The sequence below is a fragment of the Herbidospora sp. RD11066 genome, from assembly GCF_054661255.1.
In genome coordinates this window covers 666,736-688,458 of record NZ_BAAGDO010000001.1, presented here as the reverse complement: position 1 = coordinate 688,458, position 21,723 = coordinate 666,736, and the positions used below count along the sequence as shown (strand labels likewise).

At 69.8% G+C, this 21,723-nt stretch carries 16 protein-coding genes; 7 read left to right on the top strand and 9 right to left on the bottom strand.

The window, feature by feature from the left end:
* The first annotated feature begins 59 nt into the window (after positions 1-59).
* Positions 60-1,637 carry a dolichyl-phosphate-mannose--protein mannosyltransferase gene (locus tag ACYQ78_RS03145; protein ID WP_459799118.1) on the top strand — a complete coding sequence of 526 codons (1,578 nt, stop codon included), beginning with the start codon at positions 60-62 and terminating at the stop codon, positions 1,635-1,637.
* Here ACYQ78_RS03145 and ACYQ78_RS03140 read toward each other — a convergent pair.
* Complete coding sequence (locus tag ACYQ78_RS03140) at positions 1,634-2,083, bottom strand: hypothetical protein (protein ID WP_459799117.1); 450 nt, start codon at positions 2,081-2,083, stop codon at positions 1,634-1,636. The genes ACYQ78_RS03145 and ACYQ78_RS03140 overlap by 4 nt on opposite strands.
* A 57-nt stretch (positions 2,084-2,140) precedes the next feature.
* Complete coding sequence (locus tag ACYQ78_RS03135; protein ID WP_459799116.1) at positions 2,141-3,391, bottom strand: S8 family peptidase; 1,251 nt, start codon at positions 3,389-3,391, stop codon at positions 2,141-2,143.
* Between the two features lie 95 nt (positions 3,392-3,486).
* Between ACYQ78_RS03135 and ACYQ78_RS03130 the strand changes: the two genes are divergently transcribed.
* From ACYQ78_RS03130 to ybaK, 3 genes are all read left to right on the top strand, one after another.
* Positions 3,487-6,114 (top strand): CHAT domain-containing protein, encoded by a 2,628-nt coding sequence (locus tag ACYQ78_RS03130; RefSeq protein ID WP_459799115.1) that lies wholly within the window; start codon positions 3,487-3,489, stop codon positions 6,112-6,114.
* A gap of 375 nt (positions 6,115-6,489) precedes the next feature.
* Positions 6,490-6,894 (top strand): hypothetical protein, encoded by a 405-nt coding sequence (locus ACYQ78_RS03125; RefSeq protein WP_459799114.1) that lies wholly within the window; start codon positions 6,490-6,492, stop codon positions 6,892-6,894.
* Positions 6,895-8,010: 1,116 nt separating this feature from the next.
* A complete protein-coding gene (gene ybaK, locus ACYQ78_RS03120; RefSeq protein ID WP_459799113.1) occupies positions 8,011-8,499 on the top strand; it encodes a Cys-tRNA(Pro) deacylase in 489 nt (162 codons plus the stop codon).
* Here the strand turns inward: ybaK and ACYQ78_RS03115 are convergent.
* Together ACYQ78_RS03115 and ACYQ78_RS03110 are read right to left on the bottom strand one after the other, a co-directional pair.
* Entirely contained in the window at positions 8,496-9,314 is an 819-nt protein-coding gene (locus ACYQ78_RS03115) for a hypothetical protein (protein ID WP_459799112.1), read from the bottom strand. The genes ybaK and ACYQ78_RS03115 overlap by 4 nt on opposite strands.
* Before the next feature lie 129 nt (positions 9,315-9,443).
* Positions 9,444-10,205 carry an SDR family oxidoreductase gene (locus tag ACYQ78_RS03110; protein WP_459799111.1) on the bottom strand — a complete coding sequence of 254 codons (762 nt, stop codon included), beginning with the start codon at positions 10,203-10,205 and terminating at the stop codon, positions 9,444-9,446.
* Positions 10,206-10,307: 102 nt separating this feature from the next.
* Here ACYQ78_RS03110 and ACYQ78_RS03105 point away from each other — a divergent pair, with 102 nt between their 5' ends.
* Positions 10,308-11,147 carry a helix-turn-helix transcriptional regulator gene (locus tag ACYQ78_RS03105; RefSeq protein ID WP_459799110.1) on the top strand — a complete coding sequence of 280 codons (840 nt, stop codon included), beginning with the start codon at positions 10,308-10,310 and terminating at the stop codon, positions 11,145-11,147.
* 39 nt (positions 11,148-11,186) lie between these two features.
* Here the strand turns inward: ACYQ78_RS03105 and ACYQ78_RS03100 are convergent, their stop codons facing one another.
* Positions 11,187-12,050, bottom strand: coding sequence for an SEC-C domain-containing protein (locus ACYQ78_RS03100; RefSeq protein WP_459799109.1), 864 nt, complete (start codon positions 12,048-12,050; stop codon positions 11,187-11,189).
* A 128-nt stretch (positions 12,051-12,178) separates the two neighbouring features.
* Here ACYQ78_RS03100 and ACYQ78_RS03095 point away from each other — a divergent pair, with 128 nt between their 5' ends.
* A complete protein-coding gene (locus ACYQ78_RS03095; RefSeq protein ID WP_459799108.1) occupies positions 12,179-13,573 on the top strand; it encodes an amidase in 1,395 nt (464 codons plus the stop codon).
* Here the strand turns inward: ACYQ78_RS03095 and ACYQ78_RS03090 are convergent.
* The gene (locus ACYQ78_RS03090) at positions 13,524-14,027 is read right to left on the bottom strand and encodes a hypothetical protein (RefSeq protein ID WP_459799107.1); all 504 of its coding nucleotides are present in this window, start codon (positions 14,025-14,027) and stop codon (positions 13,524-13,526) included. The genes ACYQ78_RS03095 and ACYQ78_RS03090 overlap by 50 nt on opposite strands.
* 53 nt (positions 14,028-14,080) lie before the next feature.
* Between ACYQ78_RS03090 and murA the strand changes: the two genes are divergently transcribed.
* Positions 14,081-15,388: a UDP-N-acetylglucosamine 1-carboxyvinyltransferase gene (gene murA, locus ACYQ78_RS03085; protein ID WP_459799106.1), complete on the top strand. Its 1,308-nt coding sequence runs from the start codon at positions 14,081-14,083 to the stop codon at positions 15,386-15,388.
* Positions 15,389-15,432: 44 nt separating this feature from the next.
* Here murA and ACYQ78_RS03080 read toward each other — a convergent pair whose 3' ends face one another.
* Genes ACYQ78_RS03080 through dnaE form a run of 3 tightly spaced genes read right to left on the bottom strand, consistent with a single transcriptional unit; the run spans position 15,433 to position 21,700 of the window.
* Entirely contained in the window at positions 15,433-15,879 is a 447-nt protein-coding gene (locus ACYQ78_RS03080) for a hypothetical protein (protein WP_459799105.1), read from the bottom strand.
* A gap of 19 nt (positions 15,880-15,898) precedes the next feature.
* Positions 15,899-18,118: a transglycosylase domain-containing protein gene (locus tag ACYQ78_RS03075; RefSeq protein WP_459799104.1), complete on the bottom strand. Its 2,220-nt coding sequence runs from the start codon at positions 18,116-18,118 to the stop codon at positions 15,899-15,901.
* Positions 18,119-18,178: 60 nt separating this feature from the next.
* Positions 18,179-21,700, bottom strand: coding sequence for a DNA polymerase III subunit alpha (gene dnaE, locus ACYQ78_RS03070; RefSeq protein ID WP_459799103.1), 3,522 nt, complete (start codon positions 21,698-21,700; stop codon positions 18,179-18,181).
* Between the last annotated feature and the right edge of the window lie 23 nt (positions 21,701-21,723).

Genomic DNA, 21,723 nt, shown 5'->3' with positions numbered 1-21,723 from the left:
CGATTCACTTCACAACGAGTGGAGCGATCCCGGCGTATGCCGTCAATAGTATGAGCCGCGTGACCGCCATCTCCCCACCCCTCCCGGCTCCGGCGCGCGATCGGCTCGTGCCGCCGCAGCCCGGCAGCGTGCTGTGGGGATGGCTCGCTCCGCTGATCGTGGCGCTGTTCGGCGGGGTGCTGCGGTTCTGGAACCTCGGCAAGCCCCACGAGGTGATGTTCGACGAGACCTACTACGCCAAGGAAGCGCTGTCGCTGCTGCGCTTCGGCGTGGAGACCAAGAGCATCGAGAAGCCCGACCCGGCCCTGCTCGCCGGGGGCGACGGCGTGTTCCGCACCTGCGCGAAGGCCGCCGAGTGCGCCGACTACGTGGTCCACCCGCCGCTCGGCAAGTGGATGATCGCGCTGGGCGAGTGGATGTGGGGCATCAACCCGTTCGGCTGGCGCTTCATGGCCGCCCTGGTCGGCACGCTGTCGATCCTGATCCTGGCCCGCACCGCCCGCCGGATGACCCGCTCGACGCTGCTGGGCTGCTTCGCCGGGCTGCTGCTGGCGGTCGACGGCATGCACATGGTCATGTCGCGGGCCGGGCTGCTCGACATCTTCCTGTCGTTCTGGCTGGTGGCGGCGTTCGCCTGCCTGGTCACCGACCGCGACCACACGCGGGCGAAGCTGGCCGAGTGGCACGCGCGGGTGATCCCCGAGGACATCGGGCCCTTCCTGGGGTGGCGGCCGTGGCGGCTGGCGGCCGGGCTCTGCCTGGGCGCGGCGACGGCGACCAAGTGGACGGGCGCGTTCTTCGTCGTCGCGTTCCTGGTGCTGACGCTCTTCTGGGACGCCGGGGCGCGGCGGTCGATCGGGCTGCACCGGCCCTACCAGGGGACGTTCAGGAAGGACCTGCCGCTCGGGGTCGCCTGGATGTGGGTGGTGCCGGTGGTGGTCTATGTGGTGTCGTACACGGGATGGTTCGTCAGTGACCGCGGCTGGTCGCGGAACTGGGCGCAGGCCACCGACCACGGCTGGGTGTTCTTCGTCTTCGACTCGATCAGGTCGCTGGTCGGCTACCAGGTGCAGGCGCTGTCGTTCCACACCGGGCTGGCCTCGGGGCACAGTTACGCCAGCGAGCCGTGGCAGTGGCCGCTGCAGTACCGGCCGGTGCTGCTGCACTACAGTTCGCCGACGGGGTGCGGAACCGGGTCGTGCTCGTCGGCGATCTACGCGGCGGGCACCCCGATCCTGTGGTTCGCCGGGCTGGCCGCGATGGTCGGGCTGCTGTCGTGGTACACCGCGACGCGCGACTGGCGGGCGGGCGCGGTGCTGCTGGGTTACGCCACCGGGTGGGTCCCCTGGTTCTACTACGCCATCGTCGACAACCGGACGATGTACCAGTTCTACGCGCTGCCGATGGTGCCGTTCATGATCCTGGCGCTGACCCTGGTCGCCGGGCTGGCCCTCGGGAAACGCGACGCGAGCCCCGTGCGCCGGTCGAGGGGCGCGGTCGCGGTCGGGGTGTTCACGCTGCTGGTGCTGGCCAACTTCGCCTGGCTCCAGCCGATCCTGACCGGCGACACGATCACCTACGACGGCTGGCGGGCGCGGCTGCTCTATTCGTCGTGGGTGCCCCCGGCGGCCGACTAGCCGATCGTGATCGGGCTGGTCACCACGTTGAGGTCGGCGCCCCGGAACTGGAGCCGGAACCGGCCGCGCGGGATCGGGCGGATGGTGAACCCGCCCACCTCGTCGACGGGAACGCCGGGACCGCGCCCGGCGCCGGTGACGACGTGGATCTCGCCTTCGACCGGCGGGTCGAACTGGCCCTGGAGCGCGTCGCCGGTCACGCCGAGCTCGATGAGCAGCCCCGAGCCGGTCTGGAACGCCAGATCGCGCAGCGCGGCCACCTCGTCGGCCCGCACCAGCGGTTCGGGCGCGGCGGCGGTGGCCGAGTCGTAGCTGAGCTCGGCCAGCTCGGCGTCGACCAGCCGCCAGGTGTAGATCGCCCTGCCCATCTCGGCCAGCCCGGGAGGCGCCTCGCCGGCGGCGCGCAGCACCGCTCCGAGCTCCTCCATGAGGGCGTCGTCACGCATGGCCGTCTCCTCCCTCGTGTGCCATGGCGGGCCGCAGGCGGACGGCCCGTCTGGACACTACAGGCTGAGTTCGGCGAGCACCTCGTCGGCGGCGTCGGCGACGATGAGGTCGGCCGCCGTCCGTGCCGGGAGGTTCTGCGCGGTGGCGCGGGCGGCGATCTCGCCGACCACGGCGGCGCAGGCGAAGGAGGTTCCGCTCCAGGTCGCGTACCCGGAGAAGGCCAGTTTGTCGTGGACGACCGACTGCCCGTTCAGGAGCCGCTCGATGAGCTCGACCTCGCCCGAAAGGTAGGTGCTGGTCACCGCGAGGCCGTCGGCCAGCACGTTGATCCACGGCACCTTCGGGCTGAACTCGGCCTCCCGGGCGCCCACCGCGATCACGTCGGCACAGGCGGCCGGCCAGACCGGGGTGACCTCGGTGATCCCGGCCTCCCTGCGCCGGCGTGACGGCCTGCCGTGGTTGCCCGCCGCCGCGACCAGCACGATCGTCGGTGAGAGCCGCTGCACGGCCCGCTCCAGCACGGTCGGCGGCCGGTTGTCGTGGGTGGTGCAGCCGAACGACATGTTGAGGACCTTCACGTCGGTCTTCAGGAAGCCCACCATCGCCTTGGCCACCGACCACGAGGAGACCTCGACGCCCCTGTCGTCGAGGATCGACCGCATGATCAGCACGGCGTCGGGCGCGTGCCGCAGGATGATCCCGGCCACGAAGGTGGCGTGCCCGACGGGCGAGGGGTGCGGCGCGGAGCCGGTGTAGATGTCCTGGGCCGAGGCGAGGAACCGCCCCTCCAGCTCGAGGTGCCGCACGACCTGGGAGTCGAGGATCCCGACGTGGACCCCGGTGCCCGGCGCGGTCGAGCGGGCCAGGTCGGCCTGCACGGCCGGAGACAGCTCGTCGGGCCGCCCGCCTCCCGTGTACGGCGACCCCTGCACCCCGTCGAGCAGCCGGTTCTTGGCCATCGGGGGCGCCCAGCCGTCGTATTTGTCCTCGAAGGAGGCGCGGAGGGCGTACAGGACCAGATCGAGAGCGGGAATCGGGTCATCGGGGTCGTAGCGCCCCTCCCGTGACTGGCGGACCGCCTCCAGATAGCCGGGGATCAGGACCGCCTCGATGGCGGCCAGGTCGGGGAGTTCGCACAGGACCAGGCCCAGTTCGGGGCTGGTGTCGAGTTCGCGCCAGGTGTGACCGGTGAGGTCGGTGAGGCTCTTCTGGACGAGTGTCCGATATCGCAGGTCGACCACGAGCTGGTCGACCTTCCAGGCCTCGGTGTCGCTGCGGAACACGCCGCCCGAGTCGGTGAAAGGCATGGGATCTCCCTCGCAGATGTGCGCTTCCGATTGATGAGCGGGCACTCACCGGTTTGATACATCCCTGACGGAAATCGAATGAGAAACTGCGACGGGTGACGACGACCCAGGATCCGGCGCGGGCGGCGCTCATGCTCGCGGAGGCCGATCCGGGCCGGGCGGTGATCGTCGCGGCGTCGGTGGCCGCCACCGCCCGCGACCACAACGACCTGGCGGCCCTGTCCCGGGCCGAACGCGCGCTGGGCATCGCCGCCGTCCACCTCGACGACCTGGCGACGGCGGCCCGCCACCTGCGCGCGGCCATCCGGACCGCCGGGCGCGCGGGCTCCCCCGAGCTGGCCGCCGAGGCGAAGATCCGCATGGCCTTCGTCACCAGCATGCGCGGCCGCCCCCGCCAGGCCCTCGCCGATCTGGAGGCGCTGCTCCCGAGCCTGCACGGCGAGCTCAGGGGCCGGGCCGAGGCCCAGCGCGCCGCCGTCTTCAACCACCTCGGCCGCCACGCCGACGCCCTGGCCTCCTACCGCCAGGCCATCCCGGTCCTGCGCCGCGCGCAGGACCATGTCTGGCTCCAGCGGGTGCTCTCCAACCGCGGGATCGTGTACGGCTACCGCCACGAGTTCGCCCTGGCCGAGGCCGACTTCCACGAGGCCGAAGACCTCTGCGCCGGCCTCGGGCTCGACCTGTCGCTCGCGGTGGTCCGGCTGAACCTGGGCTGGGTGCGCGGGGTCCGGGGCGACGTCCCGGGCGCCCTGCGCTACCTCGACCTGGCCGAGACCCGCTTCCGGGAACTCGGCACCCACCAGCTCGGCTGGCTGCTGAGCGACCGCTCGGAGCTGCTGCTGTCGGTCGGCCTCACCGCCGAGGCGCGGGCCGCCGCCGAGGAGGCGGTCGCCGAACTGCGCCGCCGCCGCCGGGCGATCGTCCTGCCGGAGGTACGCCTCCTCCTCGCCCGCACGGCCACCCTCGACGGCGACCACGAGCGGGCGGTCGAGGCGGCCCGCCGCGCGGCCAGGGAGTTCGGCGCTCAGCAACGCCCGGAGTGGCGGGCCCTGGCGTCGTTCGTGGTGCTGCGATCGAGACTGGAAGCCGGGCAGCCGGGGGTGACGACCGCCAGGCTCGCGGCGATCGCCGAGGAACTCTCGGAGGCGGGCTGGACGGCCGCGTCGGTGGAGGCCAGGCTGCTGGGAGCACGTGTCGCCCGGAAGTCGGGTGCGCTCGATCTGCTCGCCGTCGCCGCACGTTTCCGGCATCGGGGACCCGCCCTTTTACGGGTACGCGGCTGGCACGCCGAGGCTCTACGCCGCTTGGCCCTGGGCGACAGAGCGGGTGCGTCGGCGGCGGTGCGTCGGGGGCTGCGGCTGCTCGACGAGCACCGGGCCGCGCTCGGCGCGACCGACCTGCGGGCCCATTCGGCCGGATTCCGGGTCGAACTGGCCGAACTCGGGCTGCGGATGGCCCTGGAGGAGGGCGCCCCCGCGCGGGTGCTCGGCTGGGCCGAGCAGGGCCGGGCCAGCCACCTGCTGATGCGCCGGGTCCGGCCGCCCGACGACCCCCGGCTGGCCGAGCACCTGACCGAACTGCGCGCGGTCGCGACCGACGCGCGCACATCCCGGGACCCTTCGGTCACCGACCGCCAAGCGCTCCTGGAACGCAGGATCCGCGACTACATCCGGTCCCGGGCGGGCGCGCCACAGGGCCCCGAGGCGCGGCGCGCCCCCGGTGTGATCCGTTCGCTGGCACCGCTGCTGGAGGACCGGGCGCTGGTGGAGTTCGTCCTCCTCGATGGGCTGCTGTCGGCCGTCACAATCATCGGCGGCCGGGCCCGGCTGACCACTTTGGGCCCTGTGGGAGCGGTACGTGACCTGGTCGAGCGGGTCCCGTTCGCCCTGCGGCGCCTGGCCAGGTCGGGCGACACCCGGGGCGGCTCGTCGGCGGCGGCCCGCATGCTCCGCCACGCCGCCGCCCGGCTCGACGCGCTGCTGCTGGCCCCGCTGGGTCTCGGCGAGAGGCCGCTGGTGATCGTGCCGACCGGCCCGTTGCAGGGACTCCCCTGGCCGGTGCTGCCGTCGTGCTCGGGCCGCCCGGTGGCGGTGTCACCGTCGGCCGCGCTGTGGCGTCAGGCCGTGGTCCGCCCCGCCACCGGCACGGGTCCCGTCGTGGTGGCCGCCGGGCCGGGGCTCCCGGACGCGGCGGCGGAGGTGGCCGAGGTGGCCGCCATCTACGGAACCGTCCCCACCCGGGACTCGACGCTGGCCGCACTCGACGGCGCGAGGCTGGCCCACCTGGCCGCCCACGGCCGGGTGAACACGGCCAACCCCCTCTTCTCCTCCCTGCACCTGGCCGACGGCCCCCTGACGGTCTACGACCTGGAGCGCCTCCGCACCCCACCGGAACTGGTCGTCCTGGCCGCGTGCGAGAGCGGCCGGTCGGTGGTCAGGGCGGGCGACGAACTCCTCGGCCTCAGCACGACCTTCCTGTCCCTGGGCACCCGCTGCGTGGTCGCGTCGATGGTCCCGGTACCGGACGCCCGTACCCGGCCCCTGATGATCGCGCTCCACGAGAGGCTCGCGGCGGGAGTGTCCACGGCCACGGCGCTGGCCGAGACCCAGCGGGAGGCGGGCGACGACGTCACGGCGGCCGGGTTCGTCTGCATCGGCGCCGACATCGACGCCATGAGCGGAGGGCGCCGAGCGAACGCGTCCTCGAGTAGTCGTCCAGGTTGACCGCGTCAGCCGGGAGTGGACCATCGTCCCGTCGGACCGCAGGACTCGCGGTGAACGTTTCACCGGAAACGCCGCTCAAGCGATGGGATGGCGTGGTTGTGACCGGTACATCGCATCGCGTCACATGGCGCGTGACCGGCCCGTTGATTCGTCCGGCGAGGTCCGGGCCTTTTACGGGCCGCGCGAAAACCGCGAGTCACCCGGTTTGTTTCGGAGTGGGGGCGGACCGCACTCCGAAGGAGACTATTCGACCCGTGGCCATTATGTGATCCTCCCCGAGAAGGCGTTTCCCGCAGCATCTCGGGCGCGCCACCCACGCGCTCAGGAACACCATAGGCCGTAGGGAGAGATGGCTACTTGAAACCTCATCGTGGAATGCGCACCCTCGCATTATGCGCGGCGGCGACCCTGGCACTCGGCGCACCCTCCGCTCAGGCGGCGACCGCGGCCGGCACGAATGCCGCGGCTCTCAGCTGCGGCATCACCATCAGCAACCCGACCCAGCTCTACACGACCAACGTTTACGCTTACGTCGAGGTCAATTGCAACCAGAGCGTGGTGTATATCGGCGGATATCTCTCGTTGTATCGGGACGGGACCTTCCTAGGCTACGCCGAGACCTACCTGAACAACCGGGCCTACGCCTACAAGCTCAACATGGTGGCGTGCGTGCCCGGCGCCTACCACGTCATGGGTTACGGATTCGCCAACCTCGACGGCGGAGCGCCCGACTTCTCTCAGCGCGTCGCGACCACGCCGATCTCCATCACCTGCACCTGAGCTCCGTCCGACCCGGGCACCCGACCGGACCCGCCACCGCGGACGGGTCCTCGGTCCCGGACGACCGCCGCCGGGTCGGCTGGGGGCGCGCGGCCCCCCAGCCAGGCCGCGGACCCTGAAGGCCGGCAAGCGCCGGGCGTCCGAGCGCCGGGTTGCCGGGGTTCAACTTCTCTGATGTGGCCGCTCGGAACTTCTCGTTCCTCTGTTCGCGCTTGGCCACCCGGCGCCCAGGCTTACCACGCCGGTGGCGTCGATCGACGATCTGTTCGTACGCTCCTATTCACGTTCCGCAGTCTTCCAAAAGCGGAAGACATAGTGCTCCGGATGCATGCTTGACCGTGGCGAGTCCTCGTCGAAGTCATCGGTTCAGCAAGGCTCCACAGGTGGACGCGTATACACCATTGTGATTTTTCGGCCCCGAGGTCGAAAATTGGACGCGGAGATGGGGCCAAAAGCTCGGTCAGGTGAACGCGGCCCGAGCTGCAAAAAATTCTCCTTTTCTCCTACGCGGGGCGGGAGGTCGGGCTGAAGAACGGGACCCAACGGAACAACACGTTCGCCACGGCGACCAACCTCCGTGTGGGTGACGTGCTGATCCTTCAGAGAAGCAACAAGCCATTCACCAAGAAATGGGTGACGACGTCTGAGGTGAACGGCTCCTCGTACATCACATGCTCAGCGACCTTCACCCCACGCGGGGCGAATTACCTGCAGACTCCGAGCATCGACAACTGGCATGTTCCGGTCCGCGCGTGTATCTATCCCGTAGAGGGCGGTTACCGGTGTCACGACCGGTGGTACGTCGACATCAGCTGAGTGCTTCGAGCCTCCGCCAGTTGTCCGGCCACCCCGTTCGATCCTGGTGATCGGTTGGCCGAAGGTGGCTGGGCGGGCGAAGCGGGAACAAAGAAGATCGAGACGAGCGAAGCGAGATCCCCCCGAGCGGAGCGAGGCCCCTCCAGGGAGTGCGAGGGGCGGAGCCCTTCGCACGGAGCGCAGCGACCCCGGAGCGAAGGCGACGGCCGGGACCGCGAAAGCGGGCCGGGGGGAGCGTGAGGGGGCGCAGCCCCATCACAGCGGGGGGCTCGGGGGGTCGTCCCCCCGTAACCTAGACCGGTGAAGACGAAAGGCGGGCAGGGGACTCCCGCGACGGTGGCGCTGGCCAAGGCCGGGGCCGAGTTCACCCTCCACCCCTATGCGCACGACGCGAACGCGCAGGCCTACGGTGAAGAGGCGGCCGACGCGCTCGGTGTGCCCTATGAGCGGATCTTCAAGACGCTCGTGGCCGAGACCGAGGGCGGGCTCGCGGTCGCGGTGGTGCCGGTGGCCGGGAAACTCGACCTGAAGGCGTTCGCGGCGGCGCTGAAGGGCAAGAAGGCGGCGATGGCCGACGCGGCCAAGGTCGAGCGGGTGACGGGTTACGTGGTCGGCGGGATCAGCCCGCTGGGCCAGCGCAAACGGCTGCCGACCGTGGTCGACGCGTCGGCGCTGGCCTTCGAGACGATCTACTTCTCGGCAGGTCGGCGGGGTCTTCAGATCGAGACGGCCCCGGGCAACCTGGTGACGCTCACGGGCGCCATCACCGCGGAGATCGGGAAGGTCTAGCCGGTCTCCTCGACCATCGTGCCGCAGGAGAAGCCCTCTTCGCGTTCGGGGTCGAGCTGCACCTGGGTGAGGACGGCCGACTCCATCGGGCGCCGGATGGTCTCCATCTTGTCGCAGTCGTAGATCAGGTAGGTGCCCTCGCGCTCGCCGAGGATCATCATCCAGCGGCCGTCGTAGAGGGGCGTGTCCTTCTCCTTGTCGACCAGGATCGCCCATTGGTCCTGGAAGCCGACGGTGCTGAGCAGGAAGTTGGCCTGGCCGGTCTCGCGCATGGTGAGCGCGGCCGAGGCGAGGTTCAGGATGAGCAGGAAGCCCAGCCCGAGCCCGGTCAGGCCGCCGATGAGCACCTTCAGGCCGGCCCGGCCCACGGGACGGCGGCGCAGGAGCTGGAAGGGCACCAGGAAGGTCACCAGGCCCAGGCCGACCGCGATGACGATCATGACCGTCAGGTTGAGGTCGGCGAAGAAGTTGTAGAAGCCCCAGTACGTCGCCCCGCACCACAGCGCGGCGATCAGCCCGGCCACCCACGGCCGCGACCTGATCCAGGCCACCGCGCGCCCGGCGGCGCCGAAGGTGACCACGTTCACCAGCCAGGCGATCCCGACGAGCAGGCCGAGCAGCGGGATGCCGAGCAGCAGCACCAGCACCAGCGTGCTCATGAGGCGGCTGAACAGGATCGACTGGTCGATGCCGGCCTGCTGCGGGTTGATCCCGAAGGTGGCGTAGATCTCCTCGATGCCGAGGTAGAGGACGGCGTACAGGGCGACGCCGATCGGGAGGATGACCGAGGCGATCCGTTCGAGCAGGCTGATCACGCTGCCGCGGTCGTCGGGCTCCTCCGTTGGGGTAATTTCCTGATTTCTGACTTCATCTATGGGAAGTTCCTGATCTATCACGGCAAGGAGGGTAGTGATAACTGACTCTCCAGGTGACTAAATCTTCAATTATTTGTTTCCATGCGGATCTGTGGCGTTGAGCACACCCACGACGTGGTCGTAGTCGCCCCGGACCTCGGCCCCGCGCAGGAACTTCACCCGCTCGACCTGGATCTCCTTCGCGTCAGGTTGTGACTCCAGGAGCGCCATGGTCTCGGCGACGAACGCGTCGAGGGGCATGGCGTGCTCGTTGTCCTGCTGGCCGGGCATCAGCTCGGTCCGCACCGAGGGCGGCACCAGCTCGACGACCTTCACCGAGGTGCCGGCGTACTGCAGGCGGATCGACTCGCTGAGCATGTGGATCGCGGCCTTGGAGGCGTTGTAGGTCGGGGTGACGCGCAGCGGCACGAACGCCAGGCCCGAGGAGACGGTGACGATCGTGGCGTCGTCCTGGCCCAGAAGGTGGTCGACGAAGGCGGCGATCAACCGGATCGGCCCCAGGACGTTGGTCGTGACGACCGCCTCGGCCGTGGCGAGGAACCCCTCGGGGCGGGTCCAGTCTTCGGCCCGCATGATCCCGGCCATCGCGACCAGCACGTTGAGGCGCGGGTGGCTCTGGAGCACCTCCTTGGCGGCCTGCTCGATGCTCGCCGGGTCGGCGGTGTCGATCCGGACCGTGCCGAATCCTTCTGCGGCGAGCTCCTCGAAGCGCTCGGCCCGGCGCCCGCCGACGATCACGGTGTTGCCCCTGTCGCGCAGGGCCCTGGCCAGGGCGAGGCCGATGCCGCTCGTGGCGCCGGGGATGAAGACGGTGTTTCCGGTGATGTCCATGCCCCGACTCTTCCCCGCGGGCCGGGGATCGTGCAGAGAGCACTTGTCGGGGGATCGGCGGTCCCTGGTTACCGGTTTCGGGCGCGGCATAGGTTGGTGTACGTGGACCGCTCAGACCTGGCCGATTTCCTCCGCCGTCACCGGGAGGCCCTGCGTCCGGAAGACGTGGGCCTGCCCGAAGGCGCCCGCCGCCGCGCCCCCGGGCTGCGCCGCGAGGAGGTCGCCGCGCTGGCGCTGATGTCGACCGACTACTACACGAGGCTGGAGCAGCGCCGCGGCCCGCAGCCGAGCGAGCAGATGCTCTCGTCCCTGGCCAGGGCGCTGCGCCTGACCGGCGACGAGCGCCACTACCTGTTCCACCTGGCGGGGCGCACCGCCCCCGAGAGCGTCACCGGCGCCTCCCACGTGGCGCCCGCGCTGCTGCGGGTCCTCGACCGGCTCCACGACACCCCGGCCCTGATCCTGTCGAGCCTGGGCGAGACCCTGATCGCCAACCGGATGGCCCAGGCGCTGTTCGGCGACCGCTCGGCCTACACGGGCCTGGCCCGCAGCGACGTCTACCGCTGGTTCACCGACCCGGCCGAACGCCGCATCTACCCCGAAGACGACCACGACCGCCAGAGCCGGACCATGGTGGCGAACCTGCGGGCGGCGTACGGGACGATGGGCCCGAAGTCCCGCGCGGGCGAGCTGGTCAGGGCCCTGCAGAAGGCCAGCCCCGAGTTCGCCGCCCTGTGGGACCGCCACGAGGTGGCCCGCCGCTTCGAAGACCACAAGACGCTCGTGCATCCGCAGCTGGGCCCGATCGAACTCGACTGCCAGGTCCTCTTCACCGAAGACCAGTCACAAGCGCTCCTGGTCCTGACCGCTCCCCCGCGCAGCGAGGGCGACGAGAAGCTCAAATTGCTCGCCGTCGTGGGCCACGAACGATTTTCCGCGTAGCCCGGCCGACGAGCCTGGGCGCCGGATCACGGCGCGGAACTAAACCGGCGAGCCGCAGCATTTCTTGTACTTGCGCTCCGACCCGCACCAGCACGAGTCGTTGCGCCCCGGCGGCCAGGCGATGTCGTCTTCCGGGTCGGCCAGCGCGACCAGCCGCAAGCGCTCCTCCTCGGAGGCGGGCGCGTCATCCCCCAGACGGACGACGGCGACCCTGGTCTCCAGGTCGGCCTTCTTGAAACCGGCCTCCAAGGCCTGGAGGTCGTCGCCCGCCACATACGGCAGCCGGACGGTCGGCTTCTTCTCGATCACCGGCTGGGTCGTCTTGGGCGCCTTGGGTTCGGCCACGGCCAGCGCCTCGACCTGGTCGGACAGAGGGCCCGGCCCGCCGAAGCGACGGCGCAGCAGGTCGAGGTAGCGCAGGGCGGCGGGCGGGCGGCCGAGGGCCAGAGCCAGGCGCAGGCCCTCGTCGAGGAGGTCGGCGGCGAACTCGGCGTCGAACGGCCCGGCGATCATCGCGGCGGCCGGGTAGAACTCCTCGTCGCGCTCGTCGTCGGGCAGGCGGCCGAGCTCGGTGCGGCGGGTGCGCAGGAGGCGCAGGGCCGTGGCGGAGTCGCCGAGCTGGCCGTGGAGCTCGGCCATCGGGGCGCGCAGCGGGCCGCTCAGGGCGGGCTCGACGCCGATGAGGTCGTGGAGGAGGTCGAGGGTGTCCTGCTCCCAGCCGTCGAGGGTGTAGTCGTCGATGAGCTCGACGACGTAGGCGGGGATGCGGCGGTCACCCCGGGCCCTCGGGTCCATCAGGGCGTCGGCGAGCAGTTCCCACGCGGCGCGCTCCTCACCCCGGTCGTAGGCGCGTTCGAGCGCGGAGTCGAGGTCGAGAGGGTCGAAGAGATGGTCCGGAAGCACCAGGGAACCCTACCGAGGGTGGATGCCAAGTTCACCTTCACGGAGGACGAACCGGGCATACCTCCGGGCGTACTTTCAGAGCACGGCGCGGCGGCGCGGGGGCCCGCCGCCCGGATATCGTGACGCGGGTGACGGAACTGCACTATCTGACCGCGTCGGAGACCTCGGCCCTGCTGCGCGCACGGGAGATCAGCGCGGTCGAGGTCACCCAGGCACATCTCGACCGCATCGAGGCGGTCAATCCCCAGGTCAACGCCATCGTGACGGTCACCGCCGAGCAGGCCCTCGACCGGGCGGCGGAGCTCGACTCCGGGCCGTGGCAGGGGCCGCTGCACGGGCTGCCGGTCGCCCACAAGGACCTGGTGTCGACCAGGGGCGTCCGGACCACCTTCGGGTCGAAGATCTTCGCCGACCACGTGCCGACGACCGACGACCTGGTGGTGAAGCGGGTCCGGGCGGCCGGCGGGGTGATGATCGGCAAGACCAACACCCCCGAGTTCGGCACCGGCTCCCACACCGTGAACGAGGTGTTCGGCGCCACCCGCAACCCCTACGACCTGACGAAGTCGGCCGGGGGGTCGAGCGGCGGCGCGGCGGCGGCGCTGGCGTCCGGGATGACCCCGCTGGCCGACGGCAGCGACATGGGCGGCTCGCTGCGCAACCCGGCGTCGTTCTGCAACATCGTGGGCCTGCGCCCGACGCCCGGCCGGGTGCCGTCGAAGTCGACGACCGCCGCGTGGTTCACCCTCGGGGTGTCGGGGCCGATGGCGCGGACCGTCCACGACCTGGCTCTTTTCCTGACCGCCATCGCGGGCCCCGACCCGAGTTCGCCCCTGTCGATCCGGGAGGACCCCGCCGTGTTCGGCCAGGAACTCGACAGCGACGTGAGCGGGCTGCGGATCGCCTTCTCCCCCGAGCTCGGCGGGCTGCCCGTCGACCGCGAGACGGCCGGGGTGACCGCGACGGCGGCGACGGTCCTCGAAGGGCTGGGCGCGACCGTCGAGCACGCCGATCTGAATCTGGCGGGCGCCGACGAGGCGTTCCGTACCTATCGGGCCTGGTGGTATCTCGCCACCTACGGCGACCTGCAGGGGGTCGGCGAGAACGTGCGCTGGAACGTCGAGCGCGGGCGCGAGCTCACCGGCGCCGACCTGGCGACCGCAGAGAAGCGGCGCACCCGCCTCTGGCACCGCGTCGCCGCCTTCTTCGGCACCTGGGACTACCTGATCGCCCCGGTCAGCCAGGTCCCGCCGTTCCCGGTCGAAGATCCTTATGTACGGGAGATCGACGGCGTCCCCATGCCCGACTACCTGACCTGGATGCGCTCCTGCTACCTGATCAGCGTGCTGGGCGTCCCGGCCCTGTCGGTCCCCTGCGGCTTCACCTCTGACGGGCTGCCGGTCGGGGTGCAGATCATCGGCCGTCCCTGGGACGACCTCGGCGTGCTGAAGCTCGGATACGCCTTCGAGCAGGCTACGCGGGTGGGATGGACGCGTCCTCCGCTTTCCGCTCCCGGTAGGTGACCGCGAACTCGCGCGCCCAGTACATCCCGGCCGCGAGCGCGGCCCAGAACACCAGCACGCCCTTGGCCGTCACCCCGAGCAGATCCCGGGTCGCGAACTCGCCCGCCGACGTCGCGGCCTTGACGATCTCGCCCCCCATCGACGACCCGATCAGGTAGGCCACGAACGACCCGGCCAGCCCTCCGGCGGCGAGCCCGAGGACGATCGGCAGCCCGTCGTCGCCCGCCCGGCGGTAGGCGATCAGCCCCGCGACCACCCCGAGCGTCGCGGTGATCAGCGCGAAGTAGCCGTCGGCGGCGATGAGCGACTGGGTGTTGGGATCGGCCACCCGCCACGCGCCCTCGTAGAGGACGTAACGGGTGCGGGGCGCCAGCGCGGACCACAGGAATCCCGCCGGCACGCCCAGCACCGCCAGGATCAGGACCGTCCCACCGAAGTACTTCACAGGCCGCACCGTCACGATGGTACCTACCTAGACCAGGCGGGCCACGCCGTTAGCATTGGCGGGTGAACGAACAAGCCTGGCTCATCGAACCCTCCGGCCCGCTGCGGGGGGACGTCGAGGTCCGAGGGTCCAAGAACGCCGTGTCCAAGCACATGGTCGCGGCCATGCTCGGCGAGGGTCCGAGCACCCTCCACAACGCGCCCGAAGTCGGCGAGGTCCACCTGACCGCCGCCATGCTGGAGGCCCTGGGCATCCACGTCGAGATCGCCAACGGCGAGATCGTCCTCGAACGCGGCGCCGTGATCGAGCCGAGGGTCCCGGAGAAGTACACCGGCCTCAACCGCATCCCGATCCTGATGCTCGGCCCGCTGCTCCACCTGGCGGGCGAGGCGTTCGTGCCGATGGTCGGCGGCGACCCGATCGGCCGCCGCCCGGTCAACTTCCACCTCGAGGCGCTGCGCCAGATGGGCGCCGAGATCATCGAGGACGAAAGCGGCATCACCGCCAAGGCCTCCCGCCTCCACGGCACCCGCATCACGCTCCCCTACCCGAGCGTCGGCGCGACCGAGACCATCCTGATGACGGCCGTCCTGGCCGAGGGCAAGACGGTCATCAAGGGCGCCGCCATGGAGCCCGAGGTCGTCGAGCTGGCGCTGTTCCTCCAGCGCATGGGCGCGATGATCGAGCTGTCCCCCGACCGCCGCATCGTCATCGAGGGCGTCGAGAAGCTGCGCGGCGCGGCCACGTGGCTGGCCGGCGACCGCATCGAGGCGTTCTCCTACCTCGTGGCGGGCCTGGTCACCGGCGGCGAGGTCCGCGTCCACGGCTGCCCGCAGGACCGTCTGGTCACCGCGATCACGACGCTGGCCCGCATGGGCGCCCAGTTCGACATCACCGACGAGTGGCTGACCGCCTCGGCCCCCGACGGCCTGCGCGCGGCGGCCGTCCAGACCGACACCCACCCCGGGTTCATGACCGACTGGCAGACGCCGCTCATGGTCCTGTTCACCCGCGCCGAGGGCATGTCGGTGCTCCACGAGACGGTCTTCGAGAACCGTCTGGTGTACGTCCCCGCGCTCCAGAAGATGGGCTGCGAGATCGAGGTCTTCGCCCAGTGCCTGGGTGGCCCGGCCTGCCGCTACCACGACACCAACGCCAAGCACTCGGCGGTCGTCCGCGGCGTCTCCAAGCTCCGCGGCGCCGACGTGACCCTCCCCGACATCCGGGCGGGCTTCTCGGCGGTCCTGGCGGCGGCGGTGGCCGAGGGCACCTCGACCCTGCGCGGCGTCAATCACATCGAGCGGGGTTACCACCACCCGTTCGACCAGTTCACGTCCCTCGGCCTCAAGATCAGCCGAGTCGACGTCTGACCCGCGTGAACGGCCGTGGTCTCCGGTACGAGACCACGGCCGTTTCACGTCCCGCTCCCGAACCCGGACACGAGCCAGCGGTCCCTCACCCAGCGCACCTCGAAGACGGCCCAGAAGTCGCCGGTGGGATATCCGGTGTCGCCACAGAGGTCCATGGACACGCTCATACGCCGGCATTTCGCGCCCGGCGGGCAGTCCATCTCCGACGGGTACGAGTCGGCGATGTCGATGTTCGCGGCCGCGTCCCAGTGCCGGAACGGTGAGAACCGGCCGTTGAACTCCTCGCCGAAGTCCGTCTCGGGCACCATCACGGCCCTGATCGTCTCGCTGTCCTTCCCGAGCGCGGCGTCGATGTAGGCCGCGACGACCTCCTCGGGCGCGGCCCCGGCCGGGGGCACCTCGACCTCGTACCGGCCGGGCACACAGACCCAGCACCCGGTGAGCAGCGGAACGAGGAGCAGGATCGATAACGCGCCACGGCCGACGATCATGACCGAAGGCTAGCGGCGATCAGTCGCGGCGGCGGCGCCCCTCGCCCTCTCGGCGCGGGTCGCCCCGGTAGTAGTCGTCCTCCGGGTAGAGGTTGCCGTTCTCGTCCTCGTACCAGTACTCGTACTCGACGTCGCCACGGCGGCCGCGACGCTCCCCGGCCTCGCGGAGGCCCGGGGTCACACCGCCGCCGAAACGGCTCATGTCGGGCGGAGTGAAGTCGTCGGCCGGGGTGTCGCGCAGGGCGCTCTGCATCGAGTCGACCCAGATCGGGCCCGGGAGCGAGGCGCCCTGGACCGAGCCGTAGGTCTGATCGCCGATGCGAACACCGTTCAGGGGGTACTTGTACGACCCCCGGATGTCCCCCACGCTCACCGCCGCCGCCAGGTTCGGGGTGTATCCCGCGAACCACGCCGACGTGTAGTTGTTGTTGGTGCCCGTCTTCCCGGCGGCCGGGCGGCCGATCGACTGGCCCTTCATCGTCCCCTGCGTGAAGACGCCCGACAGGACCTCGTTGACCGCGTCGGCGACCTCGGGGTCGATCGTCGCCGAGCAGCTCGGCGGGATCTCCACCCTCCGGCCGTCACGTTCGACGATCTCGGTGATGGCCACCGGCTTGCAGTACTTGCCGCGCGCCCCGAAGGTCGCCACCGCCGACGCGACCGTCAGCGGGTCCATCTCGTTGACGCCCAGCGTGAAGGTCGGGACCTCCGACAGCTTCCCACCGTCGGCCCGCTTGATGCCGAGGGCCTTGGCGGTCCTGACGACCTCGCAGAGGCCCACCTCCTTCTCCAGCATCATGAAGAAGATGTTGACCGACTTCCACGTCCCCAATTCGAGGCTGTACGGCCCGCCCGACCCTTCCCCCGACGAGTTGTAGATCTTCGCGTTGGGGTCGTTGACGGCCTTCCCCGAGCAGTCGGTGAAGCCCGACGACGGGACGAACACGCCGGGCGTGTTGAACCCCTGCCCGAACCGCCAGCCCTTGGCCAGCGCGGTCGCCAACGTGAAGATCTTGAACGTCGATCCGGCCTGGAAGCCCATGCCGCCCCCGTGGGCGGTGTCGGCGGGGAGGTTGAAGGTCGTGTTGGGGCCGGTGACCTTGCCGCCGGGGTTGCTGCCGTAGCGCTTGCTGGCCGCCAGCGCCCTGATCCGGCCGGTGCCGGGTTCGACCATCGCCTCGGCGGCCACCTCGGTGTCCTCGGCCGCGACCCGCTGCTGGATGGCCTTGTCGGCCGCCTCCTGGGCGGTGGCGTCCAGCGTGGTCTTCAGGGTGAGGCCGCCCCGCTGGAGGCGCCGCTCGCGGTCGGCCCGCGAATGACCGAAGGCGGGGTTGGCGAGGATCTCGTGCTGGACGTACACGCAGAAGTAGGGATAGGCCGATTCGCCGCAGCCGCCGGGCTCCGAGCGCATGTTCAGGCCGAGACCCTGCGACTTGGCGGCGGCGGCCTCGGCAGGGGTGATCTTGCCCAGCTGGGCCATGCGGTCGAGCACCAGGTCGCGGCGCTGCTGGAGCTTCTCGCGCTGCTCCTCGCCGCGCGCGGGGTCGGTCGAATACGGGGTGCGGACGGCCCCGGCCAGCGCGGCGGCCTGGCCCAGCGTCAGGTCCTTGGCCGACACGCCGAAGAAGCGGCGGGCGGCGGCCTGGATGCCGAACGCGCCGCCGCCGAAGTAGGCGATGTTGAGGTAGCGCTCCAGGATCTGGTCTTTGGAGTACTTCTCCTCCAGGGCCAGCGCGTAGCGCATCTCGGTGAACTTGCGGCGCATGCTCCGCACCTGCGCCGAGTCGCGTTCCTTGTCCGACTCGGCCCGGTTGACCAGGATGTTCTTCACGAGCTGCTGGGTCAGCGACGAGCCGCCCTGCCGGATGCCGCCCGCCTGGGTGTTGGCGATCAGCGCCCGGATCGTGCCGCGCACGTCGAGGCCCGCGTGTTCGTAGAAACGGGCGTCCTCGATGGCGACGATCGCCTCGCGCATCGGCTGGGAGACCTCGTCGATGCGGACCGACTGCCGGTTCTGCGAGTAGAACTGGGCGAACTGGCGGCCGTCCTTGTCGACGAGCCGGGTCACCTCGGGGAGCGGGTCTTCGCGTGGCGGAGGCGGGAGTTTGGTGACCATCCCGGCCGCGGTGTTGCTCGCGACCCCGCCTCCGGCGACGATCGGCGCGACCAGTGCCGCCGCCAGGACTCCGCCGAGTGCCCCGCACACCGCCAGCCCGCCGGCAGTCGTGACCCGCGCCATGCCGTTCCCCCCAGCTCGTTGGACAGGGGGAATCCAGCGTCAACCTAACACAGCGTAACGCTACGCTCCCAGGCAGGCAGGCCCGAGGAGCTGTTTGAGGTCGCCCATCAGGGCCGGGCTCGGGGTCACGCGCAGGCGGTCGTCGAGGCGCATCACCGTCGTGCGCGGGCCGTTGTGGACCTGGAGGTGCACCTCGGTCGTGCCGGGGTGGGTGTTCAGGACCTCTTTGAGGCGGCCGACGACCGGCGGGGTGACCCGGGCCATCGGCAGGCTGACGACCAGCGGGCCGCCCGACTCGACCGTCAGGTCGGGCTGGGTGACCTCCATCGCGATGATCTTGGCGACGTCTTCCCGCTTGTCGATGCGGCCCTTGACGAAGACGATGGCGTCTTCGGCCAGGATCGTGGCGCAGAGCTGGTAGGCCGAGGGGAAGATCATCACCTCGATCGAGCCGCCGAGGTCTTCGAGCTGGGTGAGCACCCAGGTGTCGCCCTTCTTGGTGACCTTGCGCTGCACGCCGCTGAGGATGCCGCCCACTGTGACCATCTGGCCGTCGGGACGCGATTCGTCTTGCAGGGCGCTGATCGAGCAGTCGGCGCCGCTCGACAGGATGTGCTCGACGCCGAGGAGCGGGTGGTCGGAGACGTACAGGCCGAGCATCTCGCGCTCGAACTGCAGGACGGTGTTCTTGTCCCACTCGCCTTCGGGGATGTTCACGTCGAAGGTCTGGTCTTCGCCGCCGTCGACCGCCCCGAAGAGGGAGTCCTGGCCGATGGCCTCGTTCTTCTTGATGTCGATGATGGCGTCGACGGCCTGTTCGTGGACCATCACCAGGCCCTTGCGGACATGGCCCATCGAGTCGTACGCGCCCGCCTTGATCAGCGACTCGATGACCCGCTTGTTGCAGACCTGGGCCGGGACCTTCCGCAGGAAGTCCTTGAAGTCGGTGAAGCGGCCCTTCTCCTTGCGGGCGGCGATGATGCCGTCGACGACGTTGCCGCCCACGTTGCGAATTGCTGACAAACCAAATCGGATGTCGGCGCCGCGCGGGGTGAAGTCGAAGTCGGAGTCGCTGACGTCGGGCGGCAGGACCTTGATGCCCATGTGGCGGCACTCGTTGAGGTAGAGGGCCGACTTGTCCTTGTCGTCCTTCACGCTCGTCAGCAGGGCGGCCATGTATTCGGCGCGGTAGTTGGCCTTGAGGTAGGCCGTCCAGTAGGAGACCAGGCCGTATCCGGCGGTGTGGGCCTTGTTGAAGGCGTAGTCGGAGAACGGGAGCAGGATGTCCCACAGGGCCTTGATGGCCTCTTTGGAATATCCGTTGTCCTGCATGCCCTTCTCGAAGAACTCGTACTGCTTGTCGAGTTCCGACTTCTTCTTCTTGCCCATCGCGCGCCGCAGCAGGTCGGCGCCGCCGAGCGAGTAGCCGGCCACCTTCTGGGCGATGGCCATGACCTGCTCCTGGTAGACGATCAGGCCGTAGGTCGTGGAGAGGATCTCCGCCAGGGGCTCTTCGAGCTCCGGGTGGATCGGGATCATCTCCTGCTGCTTGTTCTTGCGCAGCGCGTAGTTGGTGTGGGAGTTGGCGCCCATCGGGCCGGGACGGTAGAGCGCGAGGGCGGCGGAGATGTCCTCGAAGTTGTCAGGGCGCATCAGCCGCAGGAGGGTGCGCATGCCGCCGCCGTCGAGCTGGAAGATGCCCAAGGTGTCGCCCCGGGCCAGCAGCTCGTAGGTCTTGGGGTCGTCGAGCGGCAGGTCGAGCAGCTCGATGTTGTTGCCGGTGTTGAGCTCGACCATCTTGAGGCAGTCGTCGATGATCGTCAGGTTGCGCAGGCCGAGGAAGTCCATCTTCAGCAGGCCGAGCGTCTCGCAGGTCGGATAGTCGAACTGCGTGATGATCGCGCCGTCGGAGTCGCGGCGCATGATCGGGATGTAGTCGGTGATCACCTCGGACGACATGATCACGCCCGCGGCGTGGACGCCCGTCTGCCGGATCAGGCCCTCGAGACCACGCCCCAGGTCGATGGTCGACTTGACGTCGACGTCTTCTTCGTAGAGTTTGCGCAGCTCACCGGCCTCGTTGTAGCGCGGGTGATCGTTGTCGAAGATGCCGGAGAGCGGGATGTCCTTGCCCATCACGGCGGGCGGGAACGCCTTGGAGACCTTGTCGCCGAGCGCGTAGGGGTAGCCCAGGACGCGACCGGCGTCCTTCACGGCCGCTTTCGCCTTGATCGTGCCGAAGGTGGCGATCATGGCGACCTTGTCGGAGCCCCACTTCTCCGTCACGTACCTGATCACGTCGGCGCGCCGACGCTCGTCGAAGTCGATGTCGACGTCGGGCATGGAGACGCGCTCGGGGTTGAGGAACCGCTCGAAGTAGAGGCCGAACGGGATCGGGTCGAGGTCAGTGATGCCCAGCGAGTAGGCGACCAGCGAGCCCGCCGCCGAACCACGGCCGGGGCCGACGCGGATGCCGTTGGTCTTGGCCCACATGATGAAGTCGGCGACCACGAGGAAGTAGCTCGGGAAGCCCATCTGGACGATGACCCGCAGCTCGTTTTCCACCCAGGCGCGGTGCTCTTCGTCGACGCCGTTGGGGAAGCGGCGGTGCATGCCCTTCCAGACCTCCTGGCGGAAGAACTCCTCCTCGGTCATCCCCTCGGGGATGGGGAAGGTCGGCATCAGGTTCTTGTGCTGGAAGAACCCGGTGGGGTCGACCTTCTCGGCGACCAGCAGGGTGTTCCTGCACCCTTCCTGCCACAGGTCGGAGGAGTCGACGGCGCGCATCTCGTCGGCGGTCTTGATGTAGTAGCCGCTGCCGTCGAACCGGAACCGGCCCGGGTCGGAGAGCTGCTTGCCGGTCTGGATGCACAGGAGCGCGTCGTGTGACTGGGCGTCGGACTCGTAGGTGTAGTGGGAGTCGTTGGTGACGACCGGCGGGATGTTCAGCTCTTTGGAGATGCGGGTCAGGCCGTCGCGGACGCGGCGCTCGATGTCGAGGCCGTGGTCCATGATCTCCAGGAAGTAGTTCTCCTTGCCGAAGAGATCCTGGAACTTCGCCGCCGCCTTGACCGCCTCGTCGTACTGCCCGAGCCGCAGGCGGGTCTGGACCTCGCCCGACGGGCAGCCGGTGGTGGCCATCAGGCCCTCGGAGTGTTCGGCGAGGATCTCGGCGTCCATGCGGGCCCACTTGCGGTGGAAACCCTCGGTGTAGGCGCGCGAGGAGAGCTTCATCAGGTTGTGCAGGCCGGTGCGGTTCTTCGCCCAGATCGTCATGTGAGTGTAGAAACCACCCGCCGAGACGTCGTCGCTCTTCTGGTGGGGCTCGCCCCACAGGACCGGCTTCTTGTTGAAGCGGGCGTCGGGCGCGATGTAGGCCTCGATGCCGATGATCGGCTTCACCCCGGCGCCGGTGGCCTGCCGGTAGAACTCGAAGGCGCCGTGCATGTTGCCGTGGTCGGTGATGGCGATGGCGGGCATCTCCTGCTCGCCCACCAGTTTGAACATCTGCTTCAACCGGGCCGCACCGTCGAGCATCGAATATTCGGTGTGGACGTGCAGATGCACAAACGAATCGCCCATGGGACCCCCATCTTCCGACCGAC